Source organism: Dyella japonica, assembly GCF_040545895.1.
GTDB classification, from domain to species: Bacteria; Pseudomonadota; Gammaproteobacteria; order Xanthomonadales; family Rhodanobacteraceae; genus Dyella; species Dyella japonica_D.
The window spans coordinates 241,561-263,434 of the sequence record NZ_JBEPMU010000006.1 but is presented as its reverse complement, the minus strand read 5'-3'; the positions used below and the strand labels follow the sequence as shown (position 1 = coordinate 263,434).

General features: G+C 64.1%; 19 protein-coding genes and 1 tRNA gene. All 20 read right to left on the bottom strand.

Going from position 1 to position 21,874, the window contains the following annotated elements; genetic code table 11:
• Positions 1 to 54: 54 nt before the first annotated feature.
• The 20 genes from infB to ABIC75_RS19460 all read right to left on the bottom strand — a co-directional run bounded on the left by infB (position 55) and on the right by ABIC75_RS19460 (position 21,873).
• A complete protein-coding gene (gene infB, locus ABIC75_RS19555) occupies positions 55 to 2,925 on the bottom strand; it encodes a translation initiation factor IF-2 (RefSeq protein ID WP_354015570.1) in 2,871 nt (956 codons plus the stop codon).
• A gap of 126 nt (positions 2,926 to 3,051) precedes the next feature.
• The gene (gene nusA / locus ABIC75_RS19550; RefSeq protein WP_354015569.1) at positions 3,052 to 4,557 is read right to left on the bottom strand and encodes a transcription termination factor NusA; all 1,506 of its coding nucleotides are present in this window, start codon (positions 4,555 to 4,557) and stop codon (positions 3,052 to 3,054) included.
• Positions 4,558 to 4,605: 48 nt separating this feature from the next.
• A complete protein-coding gene (gene rimP / locus ABIC75_RS19545; protein ID WP_354015568.1) occupies positions 4,606 to 5,121 on the bottom strand; it encodes a ribosome maturation factor RimP in 516 nt (171 codons plus the stop codon).
• A gap of 221 nt (positions 5,122 to 5,342) precedes the next feature.
• Positions 5,343 to 5,419: transfer RNA gene (locus tag ABIC75_RS19540), tRNA-Met, on the bottom strand.
• Positions 5,420 to 5,543: 124 nt separating this feature from the next.
• On the bottom strand, positions 5,544 to 6,983 hold the full coding sequence (gene nuoN / locus ABIC75_RS19535; protein ID WP_354015567.1) for an NADH-quinone oxidoreductase subunit NuoN: 1,440 nt from the start codon (positions 6,981 to 6,983) through the stop codon (positions 5,544 to 5,546).
• Positions 6,984 to 6,995: 12 nt separating this feature from the next.
• Positions 6,996 to 8,504, bottom strand: coding sequence for an NADH-quinone oxidoreductase subunit M (locus ABIC75_RS19530; protein ID WP_354015566.1), 1,509 nt, complete (start codon positions 8,502 to 8,504; stop codon positions 6,996 to 6,998).
• Positions 8,505 to 8,517: 13 nt separating this feature from the next.
• On the bottom strand, positions 8,518 to 10,599 hold the full coding sequence (gene nuoL / locus ABIC75_RS19525; protein WP_354015565.1) for an NADH-quinone oxidoreductase subunit L: 2,082 nt from the start codon (positions 10,597 to 10,599) through the stop codon (positions 8,518 to 8,520).
• 4 nt (positions 10,600 to 10,603) lie between these two features.
• Entirely contained in the window at positions 10,604 to 10,909 is a 306-nt protein-coding gene (nuoK, locus tag ABIC75_RS19520; protein WP_046970165.1) for an NADH-quinone oxidoreductase subunit NuoK, read from the bottom strand.
• Positions 10,906 to 11,559: an NADH-quinone oxidoreductase subunit J gene (locus ABIC75_RS19515; RefSeq protein ID WP_354015564.1), complete on the bottom strand. Its 654-nt coding sequence runs from the start codon at positions 11,557 to 11,559 to the stop codon at positions 10,906 to 10,908. The genes nuoK and ABIC75_RS19515 overlap by 4 nt, the downstream gene beginning before the upstream one ends.
• A 12-nt stretch (positions 11,560 to 11,571) precedes the next feature.
• The gene (gene nuoI / locus ABIC75_RS19510; RefSeq protein WP_046970163.1) at positions 11,572 to 12,063 is read right to left on the bottom strand and encodes an NADH-quinone oxidoreductase subunit NuoI; all 492 of its coding nucleotides are present in this window, start codon (positions 12,061 to 12,063) and stop codon (positions 11,572 to 11,574) included.
• 7 nt (positions 12,064 to 12,070) lie between these two features.
• On the bottom strand, positions 12,071 to 13,099 hold the full coding sequence (gene nuoH, locus ABIC75_RS19505) for an NADH-quinone oxidoreductase subunit NuoH (protein ID WP_354015563.1): 1,029 nt from the start codon (positions 13,097 to 13,099) through the stop codon (positions 12,071 to 12,073).
• A 4-nt stretch (positions 13,100 to 13,103) separates the two neighbouring features.
• Positions 13,104 to 15,425, bottom strand: coding sequence for an NADH-quinone oxidoreductase subunit NuoG (nuoG, locus tag ABIC75_RS19500; RefSeq protein WP_354015562.1), 2,322 nt, complete (start codon positions 15,423 to 15,425; stop codon positions 13,104 to 13,106).
• Positions 15,422 to 16,732: an NADH-quinone oxidoreductase subunit NuoF gene (gene nuoF, locus ABIC75_RS19495; RefSeq protein ID WP_354015561.1), complete on the bottom strand. Its 1,311-nt coding sequence runs from the start codon at positions 16,730 to 16,732 to the stop codon at positions 15,422 to 15,424. Before nuoF ends, nuoG begins: the two co-directional genes overlap by 4 nt.
• A 12-nt stretch (positions 16,733 to 16,744) precedes the next feature.
• Complete coding sequence (nuoE, locus tag ABIC75_RS19490; RefSeq protein WP_354015560.1) at positions 16,745 to 17,272, bottom strand: NADH-quinone oxidoreductase subunit NuoE; 528 nt, start codon at positions 17,270 to 17,272, stop codon at positions 16,745 to 16,747.
• 18 nt (positions 17,273 to 17,290) lie between these two features.
• Positions 17,291 to 18,544, bottom strand: coding sequence for an NADH-quinone oxidoreductase subunit D (locus ABIC75_RS19485; RefSeq protein ID WP_354015559.1), 1,254 nt, complete (start codon positions 18,542 to 18,544; stop codon positions 17,291 to 17,293).
• Between the two features lie 2 nt (positions 18,545 to 18,546).
• Positions 18,547 to 19,275 (bottom strand): NADH-quinone oxidoreductase subunit C, encoded by a 729-nt coding sequence (locus ABIC75_RS19480; RefSeq protein ID WP_354015558.1) that lies wholly within the window; start codon positions 19,273 to 19,275, stop codon positions 18,547 to 18,549.
• A gap of 17 nt (positions 19,276 to 19,292) precedes the next feature.
• A complete protein-coding gene (locus ABIC75_RS19475; RefSeq protein WP_436407951.1) occupies positions 19,293 to 19,850 on the bottom strand; it encodes a NuoB/complex I 20 kDa subunit family protein in 558 nt (185 codons plus the stop codon).
• Entirely contained in the window at positions 19,841 to 20,197 is a 357-nt protein-coding gene (locus ABIC75_RS19470) for an NADH-quinone oxidoreductase subunit A (RefSeq protein ID WP_354015556.1), read from the bottom strand. Before ABIC75_RS19470 ends, ABIC75_RS19475 begins: the two co-directional genes overlap by 10 nt.
• A gap of 283 nt (positions 20,198 to 20,480) precedes the next feature.
• Positions 20,481 to 20,837: a PilZ domain-containing protein gene (locus ABIC75_RS19465; protein ID WP_354015555.1), complete on the bottom strand. Its 357-nt coding sequence runs from the start codon at positions 20,835 to 20,837 to the stop codon at positions 20,481 to 20,483.
• 106 nt (positions 20,838 to 20,943) lie between these two features.
• Positions 20,944 to 21,873, bottom strand: coding sequence for a PIG-L deacetylase family protein (locus ABIC75_RS19460; protein WP_354015554.1), 930 nt, complete (start codon positions 21,871 to 21,873; stop codon positions 20,944 to 20,946).
• Between the last annotated feature and the right edge of the window lies 1 nt (position 21,874).

Here is a 21,874-nt window from a genome sequence, read left to right as displayed (position 1 = left end):
CCCGCCGATAAAACCACCACTGAGGTGACGGCCCGATTCACGGACCGGCCACCGTTACAGCGTGCGGGCAACCTCGATACGCTCGAAGCACTCGATCTGGTCGCCGACCTTGACGTCGTTGTACTGCTTCACGGCGATACCGCACTCCATGCCGTTGCGCACTTCGTCGACGAGGTCCTTGAAGCGACGCAGCGATTCCAGTTCGCCCTGGAAGACCACGGTGTTGTCGCGGAGCACGCGGATCGGCTTGCTGCGCTTGACCGTGCCTTCGATGACCATGCAACCGGCCACCGCGCCGAACTTGGAGCTGCGGAACACCTCGCGGACCTGCGCCACGCCGATGATCTCTTCGCGCACTTCCTTGCCCAGAAGGCCGGAAGCGGCCTGCTTCACCTGGTCGATCACGTCGTAGATGATCGAGAAGTAACGGACGTCCAGACCCGACGTATCAATGACCTTGCGTGCCGAGGCATCCGCACGGACGTTGAAGCCGATCACCAGCGCCTTGGAAGCGGCGGCGAGCGTGGCGTCGGATTCGGTGATGCCGCCGACGCCGGCCGCGATCACGTTGACCTTCACGTTCTCGTTGCCGATCGCGCTCAGCGACTCGCGCAGTGCCTGCACCGAACCCTGCACGTCGGCCTTGACCAGGATGTTGAGCGTCTGCTGCTCGGCACCCTGCGCCATCTGCGCCATGATGTCTTCAAGGCGGTTGGCCTTGCTGACCATGCGCGTTTCGCGACGCTTGAGCTGGCGCTCGGCGGCCACTTCACGGGCGAGGCGTTCGTCAGCCACCACCACGAAGTCGTCGCCGGCTTCCGGCACGCCGGACAAGCCCAGCACCTGCACGGGAATGGACGGGCCGGCTTCCTGCACGGTCTTGCCGTTCTCGTCGATCAGCGCACGCATGCGGCCGTACTCGATGCCGCAGACGACGAAGTCGCCGCGCTTGAGCGTGCCCTGCTGCACCAGCACCGTCGCCACCGGACCGCGACCGCGGTCGAGGCTCGATTCGATCACCACGCCCGAGGCGGGGCCGTCTTCCACGGCGGTCAGTTCCATCACTTCGGCCTGCACCGAAATGGCGTCGAGCAAATCGTCGATGCCCATGCCGGTCTTGGCCGAGATCGGCACGAACGGCGTGTCGCCACCCCACTCTTCCGGAATCACTTCCAGGTTGCCGAGACCCTGCTTGACGTGGTCCGGATTGGCGTCCGCCTTGTCCATCTTGTTGAGGGCGACAATGAGCGGCACGTTGGCGGCACGCGCATGCTTCACGGCTTCGGCCGTCTGCGGCATGACGCCGTCGTCGGCCGCGACCACCAGCACCACGATATCGGTGGACTGGGCGCCGCGGGCACGCATCGAGGTGAACGCCGCGTGGCCTGGGGTATCCAGGAACGTGATGACGCCCTTGGGCGTTTCCACGTGGTACGCACCGATGTGCTGGGTAATGCCACCGGCTTCGCCCGAGGCGACCTTGGTGCGGCGGATATAGTCGAGCGTCGAGGTCTTGCCGTGATCGACGTGGCCCATGATGGTGACCACCGGCGGACGCGGCTTCTTCTCGCCCTCGAGTTCGGCGTTCTGCGTGTGCGCAGCCAGCGCGGCTTCGGCGTTGTTGTCGCTTGCCGCCACCGGCGTGTGGCCGAGTTCTTCCACCACCAGCACCGCGGTGTCGTGGTCGATGGTCTGGTTGATGGTGGCCATCACGCCCATCTTGAAGAGGGCCTTGACCACTTCCGAACCCTTGACCGCCATCTTGTTGGCCAGATCGGCCACCACGTTGGCATCACCGATCACGACCTCACGCACCACCGCAGCGGTGGGACGGGTGAAGCCGTGTGGACCGCTGGACGCGGGCGAGCTCGAACGCGAGACGTCACGGCTCGGACCACGGCCTGGCTTGCCGCGCTTATTGTTGGAGCGGCGCGCGCGATCGGCGTCGCTCAAATGCAGCTCGCCAGCCACGAAACGCTTGCCGCCGGGGCCTTCCTCGCGCTCGCGGGCATAACGGGTCTTGTTGTTGCTGCCGGCCGGCGCAGCGGCACCCGCAGCACCCGGGGCGGCGCCTGCGGCACCGGCGGGGCGAGCCGCACCGGGAGCGGGACGAGCCGCACCCGCGGCAGGAGCCGCCGGAGCCGGCGCCGGGGCCGGAGCGGCCACGACCACCACTTTCTTCTCGCGGCGACGCGGTTCATGGATGGTCGGCACGATCATGCCCAGCGAGCTGTGATCGATGCGCTGCACCGGCTGTTCCACCGGCGCCTGCTTTTCGGCAGGAGCGGCGCTGACCGGCTCGGCGGACTCGACTTCGGCAGGCGCCGGAGCTTCGGCCGTGGCCTGGCTTTCCTGCTGCTCCTGCGCGCGCGCGGCGGCCTCAGCCTCGGCTTGCTGGCGACGCTGTTCTTCTTCGGCTTCGCGCTGGCGCTGGGCTTCTTCGGCGCGCTGCTGAGCTTCTTCCTGGCGGCGGCGATCCGCTTCCAGGCGCTCGGTTTCCTCGTGATCGCGCTGCGTCTGCGATTCCTGCAGCTTGCGCACGGCGTCTTCGCGCTCGACGTCATTGCCCGCTTCTTCGGCGATGACGCTGCGCTTGACGTAGGTGCGCTTGGCGCGCACTTCGACGTTGACCGTCTTGGCGCTGGCCGCGGCACCGCGGCCGCCCGGGGTGGCGACTTTCAGTTCGCTGACCTTGCGACGCTTGAGGGTGATCTGGCGCGGCGAGCTGTCGTCCGCTTCCGCGGGACTGATCTCGGTTTTGCCGTGGGTACGGCGCAGAAAGCCCAGCAGCTTCACCTTCTCGGTGCTGCTGATGATCTGCTCCGGATCGGAGAATTTCATGCCGGCCTCGGCCAGCTGCCCAAGCAGCCTGTCCACCGGCATGCCAAGTACCTTGGCAAGTTGTTTGATCGTTACGTCCGACATCGTGTTCTTTCTCCGCCGTTCCCGCGCTTAACGTCCGTGCGGCTTCGCCTGCACAGCCAACCCATCCCTGGTGGAAGGCATCTCAGCCTTCCTCGGCGCGCTCATCCCGAGCGCTGCCGCCCGCGGTTAGCCACCTTTCTCCAGACGAGCGATCATCGGCGCGCGTGCTGCCATGATCAGCGCCGCAGCGCGTTCCTCGTCCATGCCATCGATGTCGATCAGGTCATCAACCGCGAGGTCGGCCAGATCGTCCACCGAGACAATTTCACGCGAAGCCAGCGCAAATGCGGTGGCCTCGTCCATGCCCGGCAAGTGCAGGAGTTCATCGGACGGCTGGTGCTCGTCGATGCCCTCTTCCACGGCCAGCGCTTCAGTGAGCAGCGCGTCGCGGGCGCGGGCGCGGAGCTCTTCAACAATGTCTTCGTCGAAGCCTTCCACGGCCAGCAGCTCGGCGCTCGGCACATAGGCGATTTCTTCGACGCTGGAGAAGCCTTCCTGCACGAGGATGTTGGCGATCTCCTGATCCACTTCCAGCTTTTCCATGAACAGCTGGCGTGCGGTTTCCTGTTCGGCCTCGCTCTTGGCGGCGACCTGGTCCTGCGTCATCACGTTGAGCTGCCAGCCGGTGAGCTTGCTGGCGAGGCGCACGTTCTGGCCACCGCGACCGATGGCCTGGGACAGCTTGTCCTCGGCCACGGCGATGTCCATGGAGTGCTTCTCTTCGTCCATGATGATGGACTGCACTTCGGCCGGCGCCATCGCATTGATGACGTACTGCGCCTGGTTCTCGTGCCACAGGATGATGTCCACGCGCTCGCCATTGAGCTCGTTGGACACGGCCTGCACACGCGAACCGCGCATGCCGATGCAGGCGCCGATGGGATCGGTGCGCGAATCGTGCGCCACCACGGCGATCTTGGCGCGGTCGCCCGGATCGCGGGCGCAGCCCTTGATCTCGACCAGGCCCTGGCCCACTTCCGGCACTTCGAGCTTGAACAGCTCGATCATGAATTCCGGCGCGGCGCGCGACACGAACAGCTGCGGGCCGCGGGCTTCCGAACGCACTTCGTAGAGGTAGCCGCGGACGCGGTCGCCGACGCGGGCCGATTCGCGCGGAATGGTCTTGTCGCGCGGGATGAAGGCTTCGGCGTTGCTGCCCAGGTCGAGATACACGTTGCCGCGCTCGACGCGCTTGACGATGCCGGTGACCAGCTCGCCCACGCGCTCGCGGAAGGCGTCGACCACCTGCATGCGCTCGGCTTCGCGCACGCGCTGCACGATCACCTGCTTGGCGGCCTGTGCGGCGATGCGGCCGAATTCGGCGTTCTCGATCTGCGTCTCGATGTACTCGCCGACTTCGGCGCCTTCGCGCTCGTCGACGGCGTCCATCAGGCGCACCTGGTGGTACGGCGATTCCATCTCACCGTCGTCCGCGATGATTTCCCAGCGACGGAAGGTTTCGTAGTCGCCGGTGTGACGATCGATGACCACGCGGATGTCCGGATCTTCATCCGGATAGCGCTTCTTGGCGGCGGACGCGAGTGCGGCTTCCATCGCCTGGAAAATCACTTCACGCGGCACGCCTTTTTCATTGGCAACCGCGTCAACCACCAGCAAAAGTTCTTTGCTCATTGCAGCAACTCCGTAGACGCCGCCGGCGCCCCATCGGTTTCGATTGATTTACTTCGTGGCCTTCTTGCCCGGCTTCTTTCCCGGCTTGGGCTGCGGCACATAACCGAGCGCCACCCAGTCGGGCACCACGCGCGCGCTTTCCACGGCGTCATGGTCGAACTCAAAGGCCTTGCCTTCGGCTTCCAGCGAGATCCGCTCGCCTTCGACCGACATCACTTTGCCGCGCAAGCGGCGACGTCCTTCCAGGGGCGCCTTGAGCAAAATCTTCACTTCCGTGCCTGCCACCTTGGCGAACTGCGCCGCGGTGAACAGCGGGCGATCGATGCCCGGCGAGGAAACTTCCAACACGTAATGCCCCGGAATCGGATCTTCCACGTCGAGCATCGCCGAGATTTCACGGCTGGCCGCTTCGCAGTCTTCGACGTTGACTTCGCGGCCCTCGACGTCGAGGAAGACACGCAGGGTACTCTGCCCCTGCGACGGGGTGAACTCCACGCCGATGCATTCCAGGCCGAGATCGGCCAGAACTTCCGTAAAGCGTTGAGCCAGTGCCTGCGTATCCATGATTTTTTACCGTTACCAATCGCCAGAAACAAAAAATGGGCTCAAGCGGCCCATTCCATGCTCTCCAAAAAGAGCGTCTCGCCGATGTCCCGACCCATCCAGACTCTTTCGGGGCACCTTGGGCGCAGCCAGCATCTAAGCGGCTTGTGACGCACGTGCGACGCTTCCTTGCGCCCAACAAAAAAGCCTCACGAGGAGGCTTTCTTGTTCTAAGAAAGATCTGGTAGCGGGGGTAGGATTCGAACCTACGACCTTCGGGTTATGAGCCCGACGAGCTGCCAGACTGCTCCACCCCGCATCAGAGTCCGCAAAGATTAGCGAGATGGCCGAATTCTTGCAAGCCTTTTCGCTAATTAATTTCACATCACTGACAAGAAAGCGTGACGTAAATGCGGCCGTCACGCCCGAAAATCAACCGGCTATCAGCCGACGAAAACGCTCTGGCACCAACCGAACAGTGGGCCCCAGACGATGCCCAGCACCAGCAGCGCCAGCACGTTCAACGACAGTACCAGGCGCACCGAGACGTCCTTCTGCAGGCTCACCTCGGTGCCCTCCACCGGCTTGTCGAAGTACATCACCTTCACGACGCGCAGGTAGTAGTAGAGACCGATGATGGCGAACACGGCGCCCACGATGGCCAGCCACAGGAAGCCTGCGTGGATGGCGGCCTGGAACACCAGCAGCTTGCCGAAGAAGCCGAATAGCGGCGGCACGCCAGCCAGCGAGAACATCACCAGCATCATCAGGAACGCGGCCCACGGCGAACGCTGGTTGAGGCCCTTGAGATCGTCGATCTCCTCGCACTCGAAGCCGGCGCGCGCCAGCGCCAGGATCACGCCGAACGCCGCGGCGCTGGTGATCGCGTAGCTGATCGCATAGAACAGCGACGAGGCATAGCCTTCCGGACCGGCGTTGACCAGGCCGACCAGCAGATAGCCCATGTGCGAAATGGTCGAGTACGCGAGCAGACGCTTCAGGTTGCTCTGCACGATGGCCACGATGTTGCCGATCGCCAGCGACAGCACCGCAAGGCAGGCCAGCATGAGCTGCCAATGGTGGGACAGGTCGCCCAGGCCCGACGCCAGCAGGCGATACGCCATGCCGAACGCCGCCAGCTTCGGTGCGGAACCGATGAAGATGGTCACCGCCGTGGGCGAGCCCTGGTACACATCGGGGATCCACATGTGGAACGGCGCCGCGCCCAGCTTGAAGCCGATGCCCACGATCATGAAGATCAGGCCGAACACCAGCAGGTGCGGCATGGCCGTCTGCGTGGCGGCCATGTGCAGGTGCGCCAGGTCCAGCGTGCCGGTGGCGCCGTAGACCATCGACATGCCGTACAGCAGCATGCCCGAGGCCAGCGCGCCCAGCACGAAGTACTTGATGGCGGCTTCGGACGACAGGCGCGAATCACGGTTGAGCGCGACCAGCGCATACGACGACAGCGTCAGCAGCTCCAGGCCCAGGTACACCATGATCAGGTTGCCGGCCGACACCAGCAGCATGATGCCGATCACCGCGAAGATGGTCAGCGTGTAGAACTCGCCCACGAACAGCTTGCGGTCCTGCAGGTAGGGCTTGGCGTAGACGAACACCAGGATCGTGCTCAGCAACGCGAAGACCTTGAGGATCTCCGAAACGCCGTCGCGAATGAACATGCCATTGAAGGCAGTAACCGCCTGGCTCGGCTGGCCGGCCACGACCAGGTAGACGCCCACCAGCAGCACGAGGATCGACAGCCAGTGCAGCATCGGTCGCTGCTCGGGCTTCATGAAGGCATCCAGCAACAGCAGCAAGCACGCCGCCGCCACCAGATAGAACTCCGGCAACAGGATCAGAATGTCATTGAAATTCGGCATGATCGGTCCTGCTTAGATCTTGTGGTTGGCAAGCTGGGTCACCAGCTGCGTCACCGACGAATCCATCAAATGGATCAGCGGTTGCGGCCAGATGCCCAACACCAGCGTGGCGGCGGCGAACGCGGTCAGCACGAACCACTCGCGGCCGTTGATGTCCTTCATCTCGGCCACATGCGGATTGGTGATGTCGCCCCACATCACGCGCTTGACCATGTACAGCGTGTAGGCCGCGCTGATGATCAGGGTGAAGGCGGCGAACAGCGCGATCCACGGGCTGGCCTGGAAGGCAGCCAGAATCACCTGGAACTCGCCCACGAAACCGCTGGTGCCCGGCATGCCCGTGTTGGCCATGGCGAACAGCACGTAGAAGAAGCCGAACCACGGCATCACGTTGATGACGCCGCCGTAGTCCTTGATCTGGCGCGTATGCAGGCGGTCATACAGCACGCCAATGCACGAGAACATCGCGCCCGAAATGAAGCCGTGCGAAATCATCTGCACCATCGCGCCCTGCATGCCCAGCTTGGCGGCATCCAGGTTGTTGGAACCGCGCACCAGCATGAAGGCGATGAAGATGCCCAGGGTGACGAAGCCCATGTGCGCCACGGACGAATACGCCACCAGCTTCTTCATGTCCTCCTGCACCAGGGCCACGTAGCCGATGTACACCACGGCAATCAGGCTCAGGGTGATCACCAGCCAGGCGTACGCATCGGCGGCGTCCGGCGTGATCGGCAGCGAGAAGCGCAGGAAACCGTAGCCACCGATCTTCAGCATCACCGCGGCCAGCACCACCGAACCGCCGGTGGGAGCTTCCACGTGGGCGTCCGGCAACCATGTATGCACCGGCACCATCGGCACCTTCACCGCAAAGGCGATGAGGAAAGCGAAGAACAGCCAGGTCTGCTCCTTCATGCTGAGCGGCAGCGCGGCCAGCGTGGCCAGGTCGAACGAGCCCGCCTTCAGGTACAGGTAGATCAGGCCCACCAGCATGAAGATGGAGCCGAAGAACGTGTAGATGAAGAACTTCAGCGTCGCGTACACACGACGCGGACCGCCCCAGACACCGATGAGGATGAACATCGGGATCAGCATGGCTTCGAAGAACACGTAGAACAGCAACGCGTCGGTGGCGCAGAACACGCCGATCATCAGGCCTTCGAGCACCAGCATGGCAGCCATGTACTGGTGCGGGTTGGTCTGGATGACCTCCCATGCGCCCACGATCACCAGGATGCCGACGAACGAGGTCAGCAGGATCAGGGCCACGGAAATACCGTCGACGGCCAGGTTGTAGTGGACGCCCAGCGAGGCGATCCACACATGGCTTTCGGCGAGCTGCTTGGTGGTGTCCGCCGCGTTGTACATCGGCAGCATGTAAAGGCTGAGCACGAAGGTGATGACGGCCACCGCCAGCGCGATCCAGCGCGCGGCGTTGGGACGTCCGGACCCGGCGAGCAGCACGGGGATGGCGCCCACCACGGGGAGCCAGATCAGCAGGCTGAGCAAATGATTGAACATGGAGCAGGTTCCCTTATTGCCCGACCAGCCAATACCCGCCGAGCAGCAGGATTAGGCCAAGGATCATCGCGAAGGCGTAGTGATAGAGATAACCGGACTGCAGGCGACGCACGCCACCGGCGATGCGATCGACCAGACCCGCCGAACCATTGACCATCACACCGTCGATGAGCGCGGCATCGCCGCCCTTCCACAGGGCGCGGCCCAGGGCCATGCCGCCGCGTGCGAAGACGATGAAATACACCGCGTCGAACCAGTACTTGTGGTTCAACAGGTTGTAGATCGGCTTGAGCGCATTCTTGATGCGTTCGGCGAGGGCCGGATTGAACAGGTAGATGTAGGTCTGGATCGCAAACGCGGTCAGCACCAGCAGGAACGGCAGCTGGAAGAAGCCATGCAGCGCCATCGGCAGCGCGCCGTGGAACTCCTTGCCGACTTCGCCCAGCACGTTGTTCGCCTCATTCACATGGATGGCCGAACCGAACCATTCGCCGAACAGCGCCGGCCCCACCGTGAAGAAACCGATCAGCAGCGACGGGATGGCCAGCAGGATCAGCGGCAGCGTCACCACCCACGGCGACTCCTTCGGCGTCTCGTGCATGATGCCCGGCTCGTGATGGCCATGGTCATCCTTGTGCGAGACGTGATGGTGCTCGTCGTGTTCCGCGTGGGCATGATCGTCGTGGCCGTGCGCATGACCGTGGCCATGATCGTGCACCACCACGAAGCGCTCCTTGCCGTGGAACGTCAGGTACATCTGGCGGAAGGTGTACAGCGCGGTGACGAAGGCACCGGCCATCACGCAGAAGTAGGCGTAGGTGGCACCGGCGCGATGGGACTCGCCCACCGCCTCGATGATCGCGTCCTTCGAATAGAAGCCCGCGAAGAACGGCACGCCGCACAGCGCCAGCGAACCGATCCACATGGTGATCCAGGTGATCGGCATGTACTTGCGCAGGCCGCCCATGTAGCGCATGTCCTGCTCATGGTGCATGGCGATGATCACCGAGCCCGCACCCAGGAACAGCAGCGCCTTGAAGAACGCATGCGTCATCAGGTGGAACACGGCGCCGGCATAGGCCGACACGCCCAGCGCCACCGTCATGTAGCCCAGCTGCGACAGCGTGGAGTACGCGACCACGCGCTTGATGTCGTTCTGCACGATGCCGATCAGACCCGTGAACAGCGCACCGGTGGCACCGATGATCATCACGAAGCTGAGCGCGGTTTCCGACAGCTCGAAGATGGGCGACATGCGCGCCACCATGAAGATGCCGGCGGTCACCATGGTCGCGGCGTGGATCAGTGCCGAGATCGGGGTGGGGCCTTCCATCGAATCGGGCAGCCACACGTGCAGCGGCACCTGGGCGGACTTGCCCATGGCACCGATGAACAGGCAGATGCAGATGACGGTGGCGGCATCCCAGTGCGTGTTCTGGGTGATCTGCAAGGTCAGGCCCGCCAGCTTCGGTGCGGCGGCAAACGCGGTGGCGTAATCGAGCGTGCCCAGGAAATACAGCACGCCGGCAATGCCCAGCAGGAAGCCGAAGTCACCCACGCGGTTGACCAGGAACGCCTTGAGGTTGGCGAAGATCGCCGTCGGGCGCTTGTACCAGAAGCCGATCAGCAGGTACGACACCAGGCCCACCGCTTCCCAGCCGAAGAACAGCTGCATGAAGTTGTTGCTCATCACGAGCATCAACATCGAGAAGGTGAACAGCGAGATGTAGCTGAAGAAGCGCTGGTAGCCCGGATCGTCGGCCATGTAGCCGATGGTGTACACGTGCACCAGCAGCGACACGAAGGTCACCACCACCATCATCATGCCGGTGAGGCGATCGATCATGAAGCCGACGTGGGCGCTGTAGTTGCCGATGTCGAACCAGGTGTAGATGTTCTGGTTGTAGACCGGTGCACCGCCCGCGGTGAGCTGGTACAGCACGTAGAACGAGAGGCCGCAGGCGATCGCCACACCGAGGATGGTGACGGTGTGCGAACCCGCGCGACCAAGGAAGCGACCAAGGAAGCCCGCCAGCAGGCAACCGACGAGCGGTGCCAGGGCGATGGTCAGCAGAATGGAGGTAGACAATTCCATCGGGTCAGCCCTTCATGCTGTCGATTTCGGCGACGTTGATGGTGCTGCGGTTGCGGAACAGCAGGACCAGGATCGCCAGGCCGATGGCGGTTTCCGCCGCAGCCACGGTGAGGATGAAGAACACGAACACCTGCCCCGCCACGTCGCCCAGGAAACGGGAGAACGCGACGAAGTTGATGTTCACCGCCAGGAGCATCAGCTCGATCGACATCAGCAGAACGATCACGTTCTTGCGGTTGATGAAGAGACTGGCCAGCGCGATGCAGAACAGCACGGCGCCGAGCACGATGAAGTGCGAAAGCGTGATCATGGGGTGGTCTCCTTGCCCGGTGCCGGCTGGGTCGGTGCGGCCACTTCCGCCGCCATCTTCACCACGCGCACGCGGTCACGTGCATTGACGCGAACCTGTTGCGATGCCTGCTGGTGACGCACGCCGGTGCGTTGACGCAGGGTCAGCACCACGGCCGCCACCACGCCCACCGTCAGGATCAACGCAGCGATTTCGAACGGCAGCAGGAACTGCGTATAGAGCGCGTTGCCCAGCCATGCGGTGTTGGACATGCCGGCAGCAGCGGCCGGATCGGCGCCCATCACCGCCTGGTGCATCGCGCGCACGCCGATCAGCCCGAGCATTTCGCCCAGCATGACCAGGGCCACGATGATGCCCACCGGCAGGTACTTGATGAAGCCTTCCCTCACCTGCTCCTGCTTGATGTCCAGCATCATCACCACGAACAGGAACAGCACCATCACCGCGCCCACGTAGACCACGATGAGGGCGATGGCGAGGAATTCGGCTTCAGCCAGCAGCCAGATGCAGGCGGTGCTGAAGAAGGTGAGCACCAGCGACAGCACGGCGTGCACCGAGTTGCGCAGCGTGATCACGCCGAGCGCAGCCACCACGGTGACCGCCGCGAAGGCGTAGAAGCACACGAGTTGGAACATGTTCGAATCAATCATGATGTCCCGTCCTCAGCGATACGCGGCGTCTTGAGCGCGGGCGGCCGCGATGTCCTGCTCGAAGCGGTCGCCGATGGCGAGCAGCTGCGGCTTGGTCACCACGTTCTCGCCACGCTGCTCGAAGTGGTACTCGTGGATATGCGTTTCGACGATGGAGTCGACCGGGCAGCTCTCTTCGCAGAAACCACAGAAGATGCACTTGAACAGGTCGATGTCGTAACGCGTGGTGCGGCGCTGGCCGTCGCTCTCGCGCGGGGCGGAGTCGATGGTGATGGCGAGCGCCGGGCACACTGCCTCGCACAGCTTGCACGCGATGCAACGCTCTTCGCCGTTGGCGTAGCGACGCAGCGCATGCAGGCCACGGAAACGGTTGGACTTGGGGATGTGCTCCATCGGGTAGCGCATCGTGTACTTCGGGCTGAACATGTAACGCATGGTCAGGCCCAAGCCCTTGAACAGCTCGATGAGCAGCAGGCTCTTGAAATAGTGAGTTACGCGGGACATGTTTTCCTTAGCCTCCCGTGCCGACAGTGACCCAGCCGAAGTACTTCATGCAGCCGGCGACGAGAACCCATGCGATGGCGATGGGGATGAAGACCTTCCAGCCCAGACGCATGATCTGGTCGTAGCGGTAGCGCGGGAAGCTGGCGCGGAACCACAGGAAGAGGAACGCGAAGACGAACACCTTGACGAACAGCCACAGGATGCTCGGCTGTCCGATGAGGCCCCAGGAAGCCGGGAAAATCGACAACCAGCCGCCGCAGAACAGGATCGAGGCCAGGAAGCTGACTAGGATCATGTTGGCGTACTCGGCCAGGAAGAACAGCGCGAACGCCGAGCCCGAATACTCCACGTGGAAACCCGCGACGATTTCCGACTCGCCTTCCGCCACGTCGAACGGTGCGCGGTTGGTTTCGGCCACGCCCGAGATGAAGTAGACGACGAACACCGGCAGCAACGGCCACATGAACCAGTCGAAGATGCCCTTGCTGCCGGCCTGCGCATGCACGATGTCGGTGAGATTCAGCGAACCGGCCAGCACCAGCACGCAGACCAGGCACAGGCCCATGGCCAGTTCGTACGAGATCACCTGCGCAGCCGAACGCATCGCACCCAGCAGCGCGTAGCGCGAATTGGACGCCCAACCGGCGAGGATGATGCCGTACACGCCCAGCGAGGTCATCGCCAGCAGGTACAGCAGGCCCGCGTTGACGTTGGCCAGCACCAGCTTGTCGTTGAACGGAATCACCGCCCAGGCCGCAAGCGCCGGCACCAATGCGATCAACGGCGCCAGGTAGTACAGCGTCCTGTTCGCGCTGGTCGGAAGAATCACTTCCTTGATGAGCAGCTTGGTGACGTCCGCGAAGGCCTGCAGCAGGCCGAAGGGACCGACCTTGTTGGGTCCCATGCGCACGTGCATCCAGCCGAGCACCTTGCGCTCCCACCACACGTACAGCGCCACCGTGATCACCAACGGCAGAACGATGCACAGGATGTAGATGACCGGCATCACCACCTGGTTGAAAATCTGTTCGCCCATGTGCTTACGCCTTGCTCAGGGTGAGGGCTGCGCCGTAAGGCGGCAGCGAGACGGTGTCTTCGTGTGCGGCTTCGATCCAAGCCGCACCATCAGGCACGGTCACATCGATCACCAGCGGCAGCATGGCGTCGGCAACGCGCACCGCACTGCCCTGCTCCAGACCCAGGCGCTTGGCTTCATCCGCATTGACGCGGACAGCCGGCGCGCGGTTGAGCGGATGCTTGCTGAGCGCGGTGGCGCGGCGAAGCACGGCATCGGTGCGGTAGATCGGCCAGGTCGCCAGGCGGGTGACGCCACCGGCGGCAGGACGCGAGGCCAGTTCGGCGCGCGGCTGATGCGCACGCTCGTTGATGCCTTCGCGCAGACCGGCGAGGTCGTCGAACTCGAAGCCCGCGATGTTCATCACGCCACCGAGCGCACGCAGCACCTTCCAGCCCGGACGTGCATCGCCCGGCGCCTTGGCACCGGCCGCCACGCTCTGCGAGAGGCCATCGACGTTCACCAGCGTGCCGTCGTTTTCCGGCAGCAAGGCGATCGGCAGGATCACATCGGCCACGTCGCGCAGCGCTGCGTTGGCATAGGCAGTGAACGCGACCACCTTCTGTGCGCCCTTGAGCGCCTTCAGGAACGCTGCGCCATCGGCCACGTCCTGCGGCTCGACGCCGTACAGCACATAGGCCTTGCGCGACTGCGAGAGCATCGCCTGCGCATCGAGGCCGCCATTGCCCGGCAGCACGCCGACGCGGCCCAGGCCCACGGCGTTCGCACCCACCGGCAGTTCGTTGTAACCCGCGCCCGTCGCCTCGGCGATGAACTTCGCCACGGCGCGCAGCCATGAGGCCTGCGGATGCGTGACGGCGGCTTCGCCGAGGATGACTACCGCGTTGCCGCTCTTCAGATCGGCAATCGCGTCCTTGTCGCCCTCATCGCACGACGCGCCATGGATGGCATCGGCCAGTGCGGCGGGTGCGGTGGCGCCGGCTTCGACCACGCCCTTGGCCAGCGACAGCAGCGCATCGACCAGCGCTTGCGGCGCCACGATGGCTTCGCCTGCCAGACGATAGTTGAAGTTGAAGCTGGCCGGATTGACGGCGTAGACCTTGGCGCCCTTCTTCACCGCCTGGTGGATGCGGTGATTGAGCAGCGGCATTTCGTGGCGCAGGTCCGAGCCGACCAGCAGCGCGGCCTTCACCTTGTCCAGCTCGGCCACCGGCTTGGCGAACGGCGTCGCAATCGCGTTGTCGGCGAAGTCGAGCTGACGCACGCGGTGATCGATGTGCGCACTGCCCAGGCCACGCGCCAGGCGCACCAGCAGGTCGCCTTCTTCGTTGGTGGTGGCCGGATGCACCAGCACGCCCAGGTCGCTGCCCGGTACCGTCTTCAGTGCTTCGGCGGCGGCACCGAGGGCGTCGTCCCACGTAGTGGTGACCCACTGGCCGTTGCGCTTGACCTGCGGTGCGCCCACGCGATCGGCGGCGTACAGGCCCTGATGGCTGTAGCGGTCGCGGTCGGAGAGCCAGCACTCGTTGATCGATTCGTTGTCGCGCGGCACCGTGCGCAGCACCTCACCGCGGCGCGTGTGCAGCCACAGGTTGGAACCGAGCGCATCGTGATAGGCCACGGACGGCTTGGCGATCAGCTCCCAGGCGCGCGCCTGGAACTGGAACGGCTTGTTGGTGAGCGCGCCCACCGGGCAGACGTCGATGATGTTGCCCGATAGTTCCGTCTCGATGGTCTTGCCGATATACGTGCCGATCTGCAGGTTGTCGCCGCGGCTCATGCCGCCGAGTTCGTACGTGCCGGCGATTTCGCTGGTGAAGCGCACGCAGCGCGTGCACTGGATGCAGCGCGTCATCTCGGTGGCGACCAGCGGGCCGAGGTTTTCGTCGGCGATGGTGCGCTTGCGTTCGGTGTAGCGCGACACGCTGCGGCCGTAGCCCAGCGCAACGTCCTGCAGTTCGCACTCGCCGCCCTGATCGCAGATCGGGCAATCCAGCGGGTGGTTGATCAGCAGGAACTCCATCACGTCCTTCTGGAACTTCAGGGCGGAGTCGGAGCGCGTGGTGACCTTCATGCCTTCGGCCACCGGCGTGGCGCAGGCCGGCTGCGGCTTGGGCATGGGCTTGCCGCCCATTTCCACTTCCACCAGACACATGCGGCAGTTGGCGGCGATGGGAAGCTTGCGGTGGTAGCAGAAGCGCGGAATGTTGATGCCGATGGCATCCGCCGCTTCGATGATCATGGCGCCCTTGCGGATCTGCGTGGGCTTGCCATCGACCTCGATGTTCACGAGGTCAAGGTTGGGTGCTGCGGGCTGCGCACTCATGCGGCGGCTCCAAGCTTGTCGTCGACGATGGAGCGACCGTTGACGATGTAGTACTCGAATTCATCCCAGAACTGGCGCAGGAAGCCCTGCACCGGCCACGCGGCGGCTTCGCCGAACGCGCAGATGGTGTGGCCTTCGATCTGGCCGGCAATGGCCTTGAGGCGATGCAGGTCGTCCATCGTGCCCTGACCTTCCACGATGCGGTCCAGCACGCGGTGCATCCAGCCTGTGCCTTCACGGCACGGCGTGCACTGGCCGCAGCTTTCCTTGTGGAAGAACTGCGAGATGCGGCGGGTGAAGCGCACCGTGCAGACGGTATCGTCGAGCACCACGATGGCGCCCGAGCCGAGGCCCGTCTTGAGGTCACGCAAGGTGTCGTAGTCGAACGGCAGGCCCTTCAGCTGTTCGGCGCGCAGTACCGGCATCGACACGCCGCCGGGAATCGCACCCTTCAGCGTACGGCCCGGACGCAGGCCACCGGCCATTTCCAGCAGCTCGTCGAAGGTGGTGCCCAGCGGCACCTCGAAGTTGCCGCCCTTCTGCACGCAACCGGAGACCGAGAAGATCTTCGGGCCGCCGTTCTTGGTCTTGCTCTGCGCCAGGAACCAGTCCGCACCCTTGCGCAGGATGGCCGGCACCGAGGCATAGGTTTCGGTGTTGTTGATCGTGCTGGGCTTGCCGTACAGGCCGAAGTTGGCCGGGAACGGCGGCTTGAAGCGCGGCTGGCCCTTCTTGCCTTCCAGCGATTCCATCAGCGCGGTTTCTTCGCCGCAGATGTACGCGCCGGCGCCGAGCGCGCCATAGATGTCCACGTCGAGGCCGGTGCCCTGGATGTTCTTGCCCAGCAGGCCGGCAGCATACGCTTCCTTCAGTGCCTCTTCGAAATGCTCGAACGGCTCGTGATGGAATTCGCCACGCAGGTAGTTGTAGGCCACCGTGGAACCGGTGCAATAGCACGCGATCGCCATGCCTTCGATCACCGCATGCGGGTTGAAGCGCAGGATGTCGCGGTCCTTGCAGGTGCCCGGCTCCGATTCGTCGGAGTTGCAGAGGATGTACTTCTGCATGGTGCCCTTGGGCATGAAGGACCACTTCAGGCCGGTCGGGAAGCCTGCGCCGCCGCGGCCGCGCAGGTTGCTCTTCTTGATCTCGTCGATCAGCGTGGTCGGGTCGGGCTTCTCGGCGAGGATTTTCTTCCACGCTTCATAACCGCCGACCTGGGTGTAGCTGTCCATCGCCCACGGCTTGTCGAAATGCAGCGTGGTGTAGACGACCTGATGTTCTTGGGGTGCGGGTCCGTAAGCCATTGCGCCCTGCCCTTACTTGAGACCGTCGAGAATCTCGTCGATCTTCTGGATCGAGAGACGCTCGTGGTAGTGACCATTGACGGTCATCGCCGGCGCGCTGGCGCAGGCGGCGATGCATTCTTCTTCGCGCTTCAGATACACGCGGCCATCAGCCGTGCTTTCGCCCAGCTTGATGCCGAGCTTCTGCTCGCAGTGCTTCACCAGGTCGTCGGCGCCGTTGAGCCAGCACGAGACGTTGGTGCAGATGGCGACGTTGTTGCGGCCCACCGGCTTCGTCTCGAGCATCGAGTAGAAGCTGGCCACCTCGTACGCCCACACGGCGGGCAAGTCGAGGTACTTGGCAACGGCGGTGATCAACTCATCGGTGAGGAAGCCGTGGTTCTGCTCCTGCGCGGCAAACAGCGCCTGGATCAGCGCCGAACGCTTGCGGTCCGGCGGAAAACGGGCAACCCACTCCTCGATGTGATGACGAGTGTGTTCGTTGAGTACGACGAGCGGGTCGACGTTCTTGACCTGCTCGTAATTTCCGGTGGCTTTCATGTGTTGGCTCCCGTGGGCTCAGCGATCGACTTCGCCGAACACGAGGTCATAAGTACCGATCATCGCCACCACGTCAGCCAGCATGTGGCCGCGCACGATGGCATCCATCGAGGAAAGGTGGGCAAAGCCTGGCGCGCGCAGGTGCACGCGGAACGGCTTGTTCGCGCCGTCGGACACGAGGTAGCAGCCGAACTCGCCCTTCGGCGCTTCCACCGCTGCGTACGTCTCGCCTGCCGGCACGCCGTAGCCTTCGGTGAAGAGCTTGAAGTGGTGGATCAGCGCTTCCATGTCCTCCTTCATGTTTTCACGATGAGGCGGAGCGACCTTGTAGTTCTGCACGATGACCGGGCCGGGGTTGGCCTTCAGCCACTTCACGCACTGCTGGATGATGCGGTTGGACTGGCGCATTTCTTCGACGCGCACCAGGTAACGGTCGTAGCAGTCGCCGCCCACGCCCACCGGGATGTCGAAATCCACCTCGGCGTACTTGGCGTACGGCTGCTTCTTGCGCAGGTCCCATTCGATGCCCGAGCCGCGCAGCATCACGCCCGTCATGCCCCAAGCCTGGGCCTTTTCCGGCGGAATCACGCCGATGCCGACGGTGCGCTGCTTCCAGATGCGGTTGTTGGTGAGCAGTTCCTCGTACTCGTCGACCTTGGTCGGGAAGTCGCTGGTGAACGCTTCCAGGTAGTCGAGCATGGAACCTTCGCGCCAGCTGTTGAGGCGCTTGAGGTCGTTGCCCTTGTGCCAGGGCGACTCGCGGTACTGCGACATGTGGTTCGGCAGGTCGCGGTAGACGCCGCCCGGGCGGTAGTACGTGGCGTGCATGCGCGCGCCCGATACGGCCTCATAGACGTCCATCAGCTCTTCGCGTTCGCGGAACGCGTAGAGGAATACCGCCATCGCGCCCAGGTCGAGCGCGTTGGAGCCGATCCACATCAAGTGGTTCAGGATGCGGGTGATCTCGTCGAACATGGTGCGGATGTACTGCGCACGCTCCGGCACCTCGATACCCAGCAGGGTTTCGATGGCGCGCACGTAGGCGTGCTCGTTGCACATCATCGACACGTAGTCGAGTCGATCCATGTAACCGATCGACTGGTTGAACGGCTTGGACTCGGCCAGCTTTTCCGTGCCGCGGTGGAGCAGGCCCACGTGCGGATCGGCGCGGACGATGGTTTCGCCGTCCATCTCCAGCACCAGGCGCAGCACGCCGTGCGCAGCGGGATGCTGCGGGCCGAAGTTCATCGTGTAGTTGCGGATCTCTTGCATGATCAGTTGTTCCGCCAGTTATCGGCCGCTTCGGCCTTGGCCTGCAGCAGGTCGGCGTCGTCACGGATGACGCGCGGCACCAGCACGCGCGGTTCGATCGACACGGGTTCGTACACCACGCGCTTCTGCTCGGGGTCGTAGCGCACTTCGACGTTGCCGATCAGCGGGAAGTCCTTGCGGAACGGATGACCCACGAAGCCGTAGTCGGTAAGGATGCGGCGCAGGTCCGGGTGGCCGTCGTAGATGATGCCGTACAGGTCGAACGACTCGCGCTCGAACCAGTTCACGCCCGGCCAGATGCCGGTGAGCGAAGGCACGATCGGCAGCGAATCGTCGTCGCAGAACACGCGCAGGCGCAGGCGCTGGTTGTTCTCCAGCGACAGGATGTGCACGATCGAGGCGAAGCGGCGCGGCGACGATTCGGCATGCGGACGGTCGGCCCACTTGAAGCGACCCATCGCCTCGCCTTCCACGCCACGCGAGAAGCCGGTGCCGGACACGGTTTCGGTGTCCCACTCGGTCTGGCCGTAGCCGAGGTAGTCGATGCCGCAGACGTCGATCGGCACGCCGAAGCGGAACGGTGCCTCGTCACGCAACGCGGTGGCCACCGCGAGCAGGTCGGTGGCGGCCACTTCGGCGGTGACTTCATTGCGGACCACGCTGATCGTCAGCATGTCGCCGAATCGCGCGGCAAGGCGCTCGGCCAGCGAGTTGAAAGAGGTATCAGTCATGCTCAACTGCGCCTTTGTCAGGAACGCGCGATGGTGTTGGTACGGCGGATCTTCTTCTGCAACTGCAGGATGCCGTGGATCAACGCTTCGGCCGTCGGCGGGCAGCCCGGCACGTAGATGTCCACCGGCACGATGCGGTCGCAGCCACGCACCACGGAATACGAGTAGTGGTAGTAACCGCCGCCGTTGGCGCAGCTACCCATGGAAATGACCCACTTGGGGTCGGGCATCTGGTCGTAGACCTTGCGCAGCGCCGGCGCCATCTTGTTGACCAGCGTGCCGGCCACGATCATCACGTCGGACTGGCGCGGGCTGGGACGGAAGACGACGCCGTAGCGGTCAAGGTCCAGACGCGCAGCGCCCGCGTGCATCATTTCCACGGCGCAGCAGGCGAGACCAAACGTCATCGGCCACATCGAGCCGGTGCGCGCCCAGTTCATCAGATCATCGATGCGGGCGGTGGCGAAGCCGCGCTGCATGACCGGATTGTCTTCGGCCGGGCGCAAAAGATCGTCCACCAGGTTCAGCGGCTGCGGGTTGTGCATCACCCGGCTAATGGAATCGCTCATTCCCATTCGAGTGCACCCTTCTTCCACACGTAAGCAAAACCGATGACCAGCAGCAGCAGGAACAGCGCCATCTCGATCAGGGCGACAAGGCCGATCTTCTGAAACACCACGGCCCACGGAAACAGGAAGGCGATTTCCAGATCGAAGATGATGAAGAGGATCGCCAGCAGGTAATAGCGCACGTCGAAACGCATGCGCGCGTCTTCGAAGGCTTCGAAGCCGCACTCGTACGGCGAGAGCTTCTCCGACTCGGGTCGACGCGGGCCGGCCAGGAGGCCAATGACCAGCAGGACCACGCCTAGGCCGGCGGCAACGCCGATGAAGAGCAGAATGGGCCAGTATTCGGCAAGCACGGTGACACGTACCTCCGCGCCGTCATTGGCGCATCAGTGACCGTCGGGGAAACGGTCCGCGGAACTTGGGTTCGGCATGGCCCGCAAAGGCCAAGGGCTAGGCGCCACGATCACGTGCATTGGGGGCAGCGAGCGTCCGACTTCCCTCGATCTGAATCGAGGGATCGCGACATTGTATCAGTGCGCTTAACAACAACAAGCCTTGACGGCTATTTGCCGGCCGATTTGCAGGGCTTTGGTGAAGCCGCTCGGCATGGCCTCGCAAGCCATTGCGACCAAGGTCTTACATGGTGTGCGTGGGACGCTCGGAACCGGTCAGGCCAGCGAGGATGTTCTCGATGCGTGTGCGCGCCACTTCGCCGTCGGTCGATTCGTTGAACTGAACACCGATGCCAGCCGTGCGATTGCCCTGCGCGCCAATGGGCGTGACCCAGACCACCTTGCCGGCCACGGAGAGGCGCTCGCCCTCATCGGTGAGGTTGATCAGCAGCACCACCTCGTCGCCCAGCGAGTATTTCTGGGCCGTGGGGGCGAACAGGCCACCGTTCTTCAGATAAGGCATATAGGCGTTGTAGAGCGACGCCGTGTCCTTGATCTTCAACGAAATGATGCCCTGGCGGGCGGCAATGGCCGGATTCATGACTGCTCCTGTACGCCGCTGATGCAGCGCCCCTCGGTCGCATCGTAGCGACCGGCCGGCCCCGGCCACAAGCGAGATGTCGACGGAATGTGACGGAGCAACGAACTCAGAGCTCGCACCAGCCCCATCGATCGAAGATCCAGGGCGACGGCAGGTTCATGTGCAGCTTCAGGAAACGTGGACCGGTGGCAGCAGGGTCGAGCCCATGCAGGACGTGACGCCCCTGCCCGTCCATCGCCAGTGGCGCCTGGCGCCATGGCCACTGGCGCACGCCCCGCTCATCGACCAGGGTCAGGTGCAGCCAGCGCTGGAGCAGCGGTGCCGGCTGCCAGGGCAGCACGGCCGATTCCGCCGATTCATGCGCTCGCCGAACCCATCGATACCGCTCGGCCCGGTCGGCCAGGCGACGCATGCGCTTGCCGCTGAGGGCCATCTGGCTCTGGTGACAGGCCAGCGCAGCCATCTTGTTGGCGTGCAGGCCCACGGAAGAATCGAGTTTCACGCGGCCATTGGCCACCGGCTCGTGGCCATGGACCAGATACGAAAGCATTCGCGGGGCGCCTTCGTTCCAGCGGGCCACGCCCAGCCGGGTCAGCACGTGCGCGGCACTGTGGTCAGGGTGGTGATCGCCGAGCGAAGGCAAGGCCACCAGGGTGGGACGAAACGTCACGATGCGGTCGGTGATGACGGCCACGCTGGCATCCAGCGCATCGCGCAACCGGCCAGTGATGCCCATGTCGGGCCAGCCCTGCGGCTGCAGCGCCTGCGCATCCACCCCGAGCTGGGCCAGGGCACGCGTCACCTCGACGCGGCGACGCTCGCCCCAGCGACGGCGCTCATCTGCGCCGATCCGCAACCGCCGCTCCACCCAGCGCTGCGGCCAGGGATTGTTGTCGCCGTTGGTGAGCAGCAGGATCTGCACCTCACCGCCCGCCTGACGCACCTGCTGGATCAGCTCGCCGGTGGCAATCGATTCGTCATCGGGGTGCGGCGACACCACCAGCAGGCGCGTGCCGGCATTCAAACTCAATGCCATA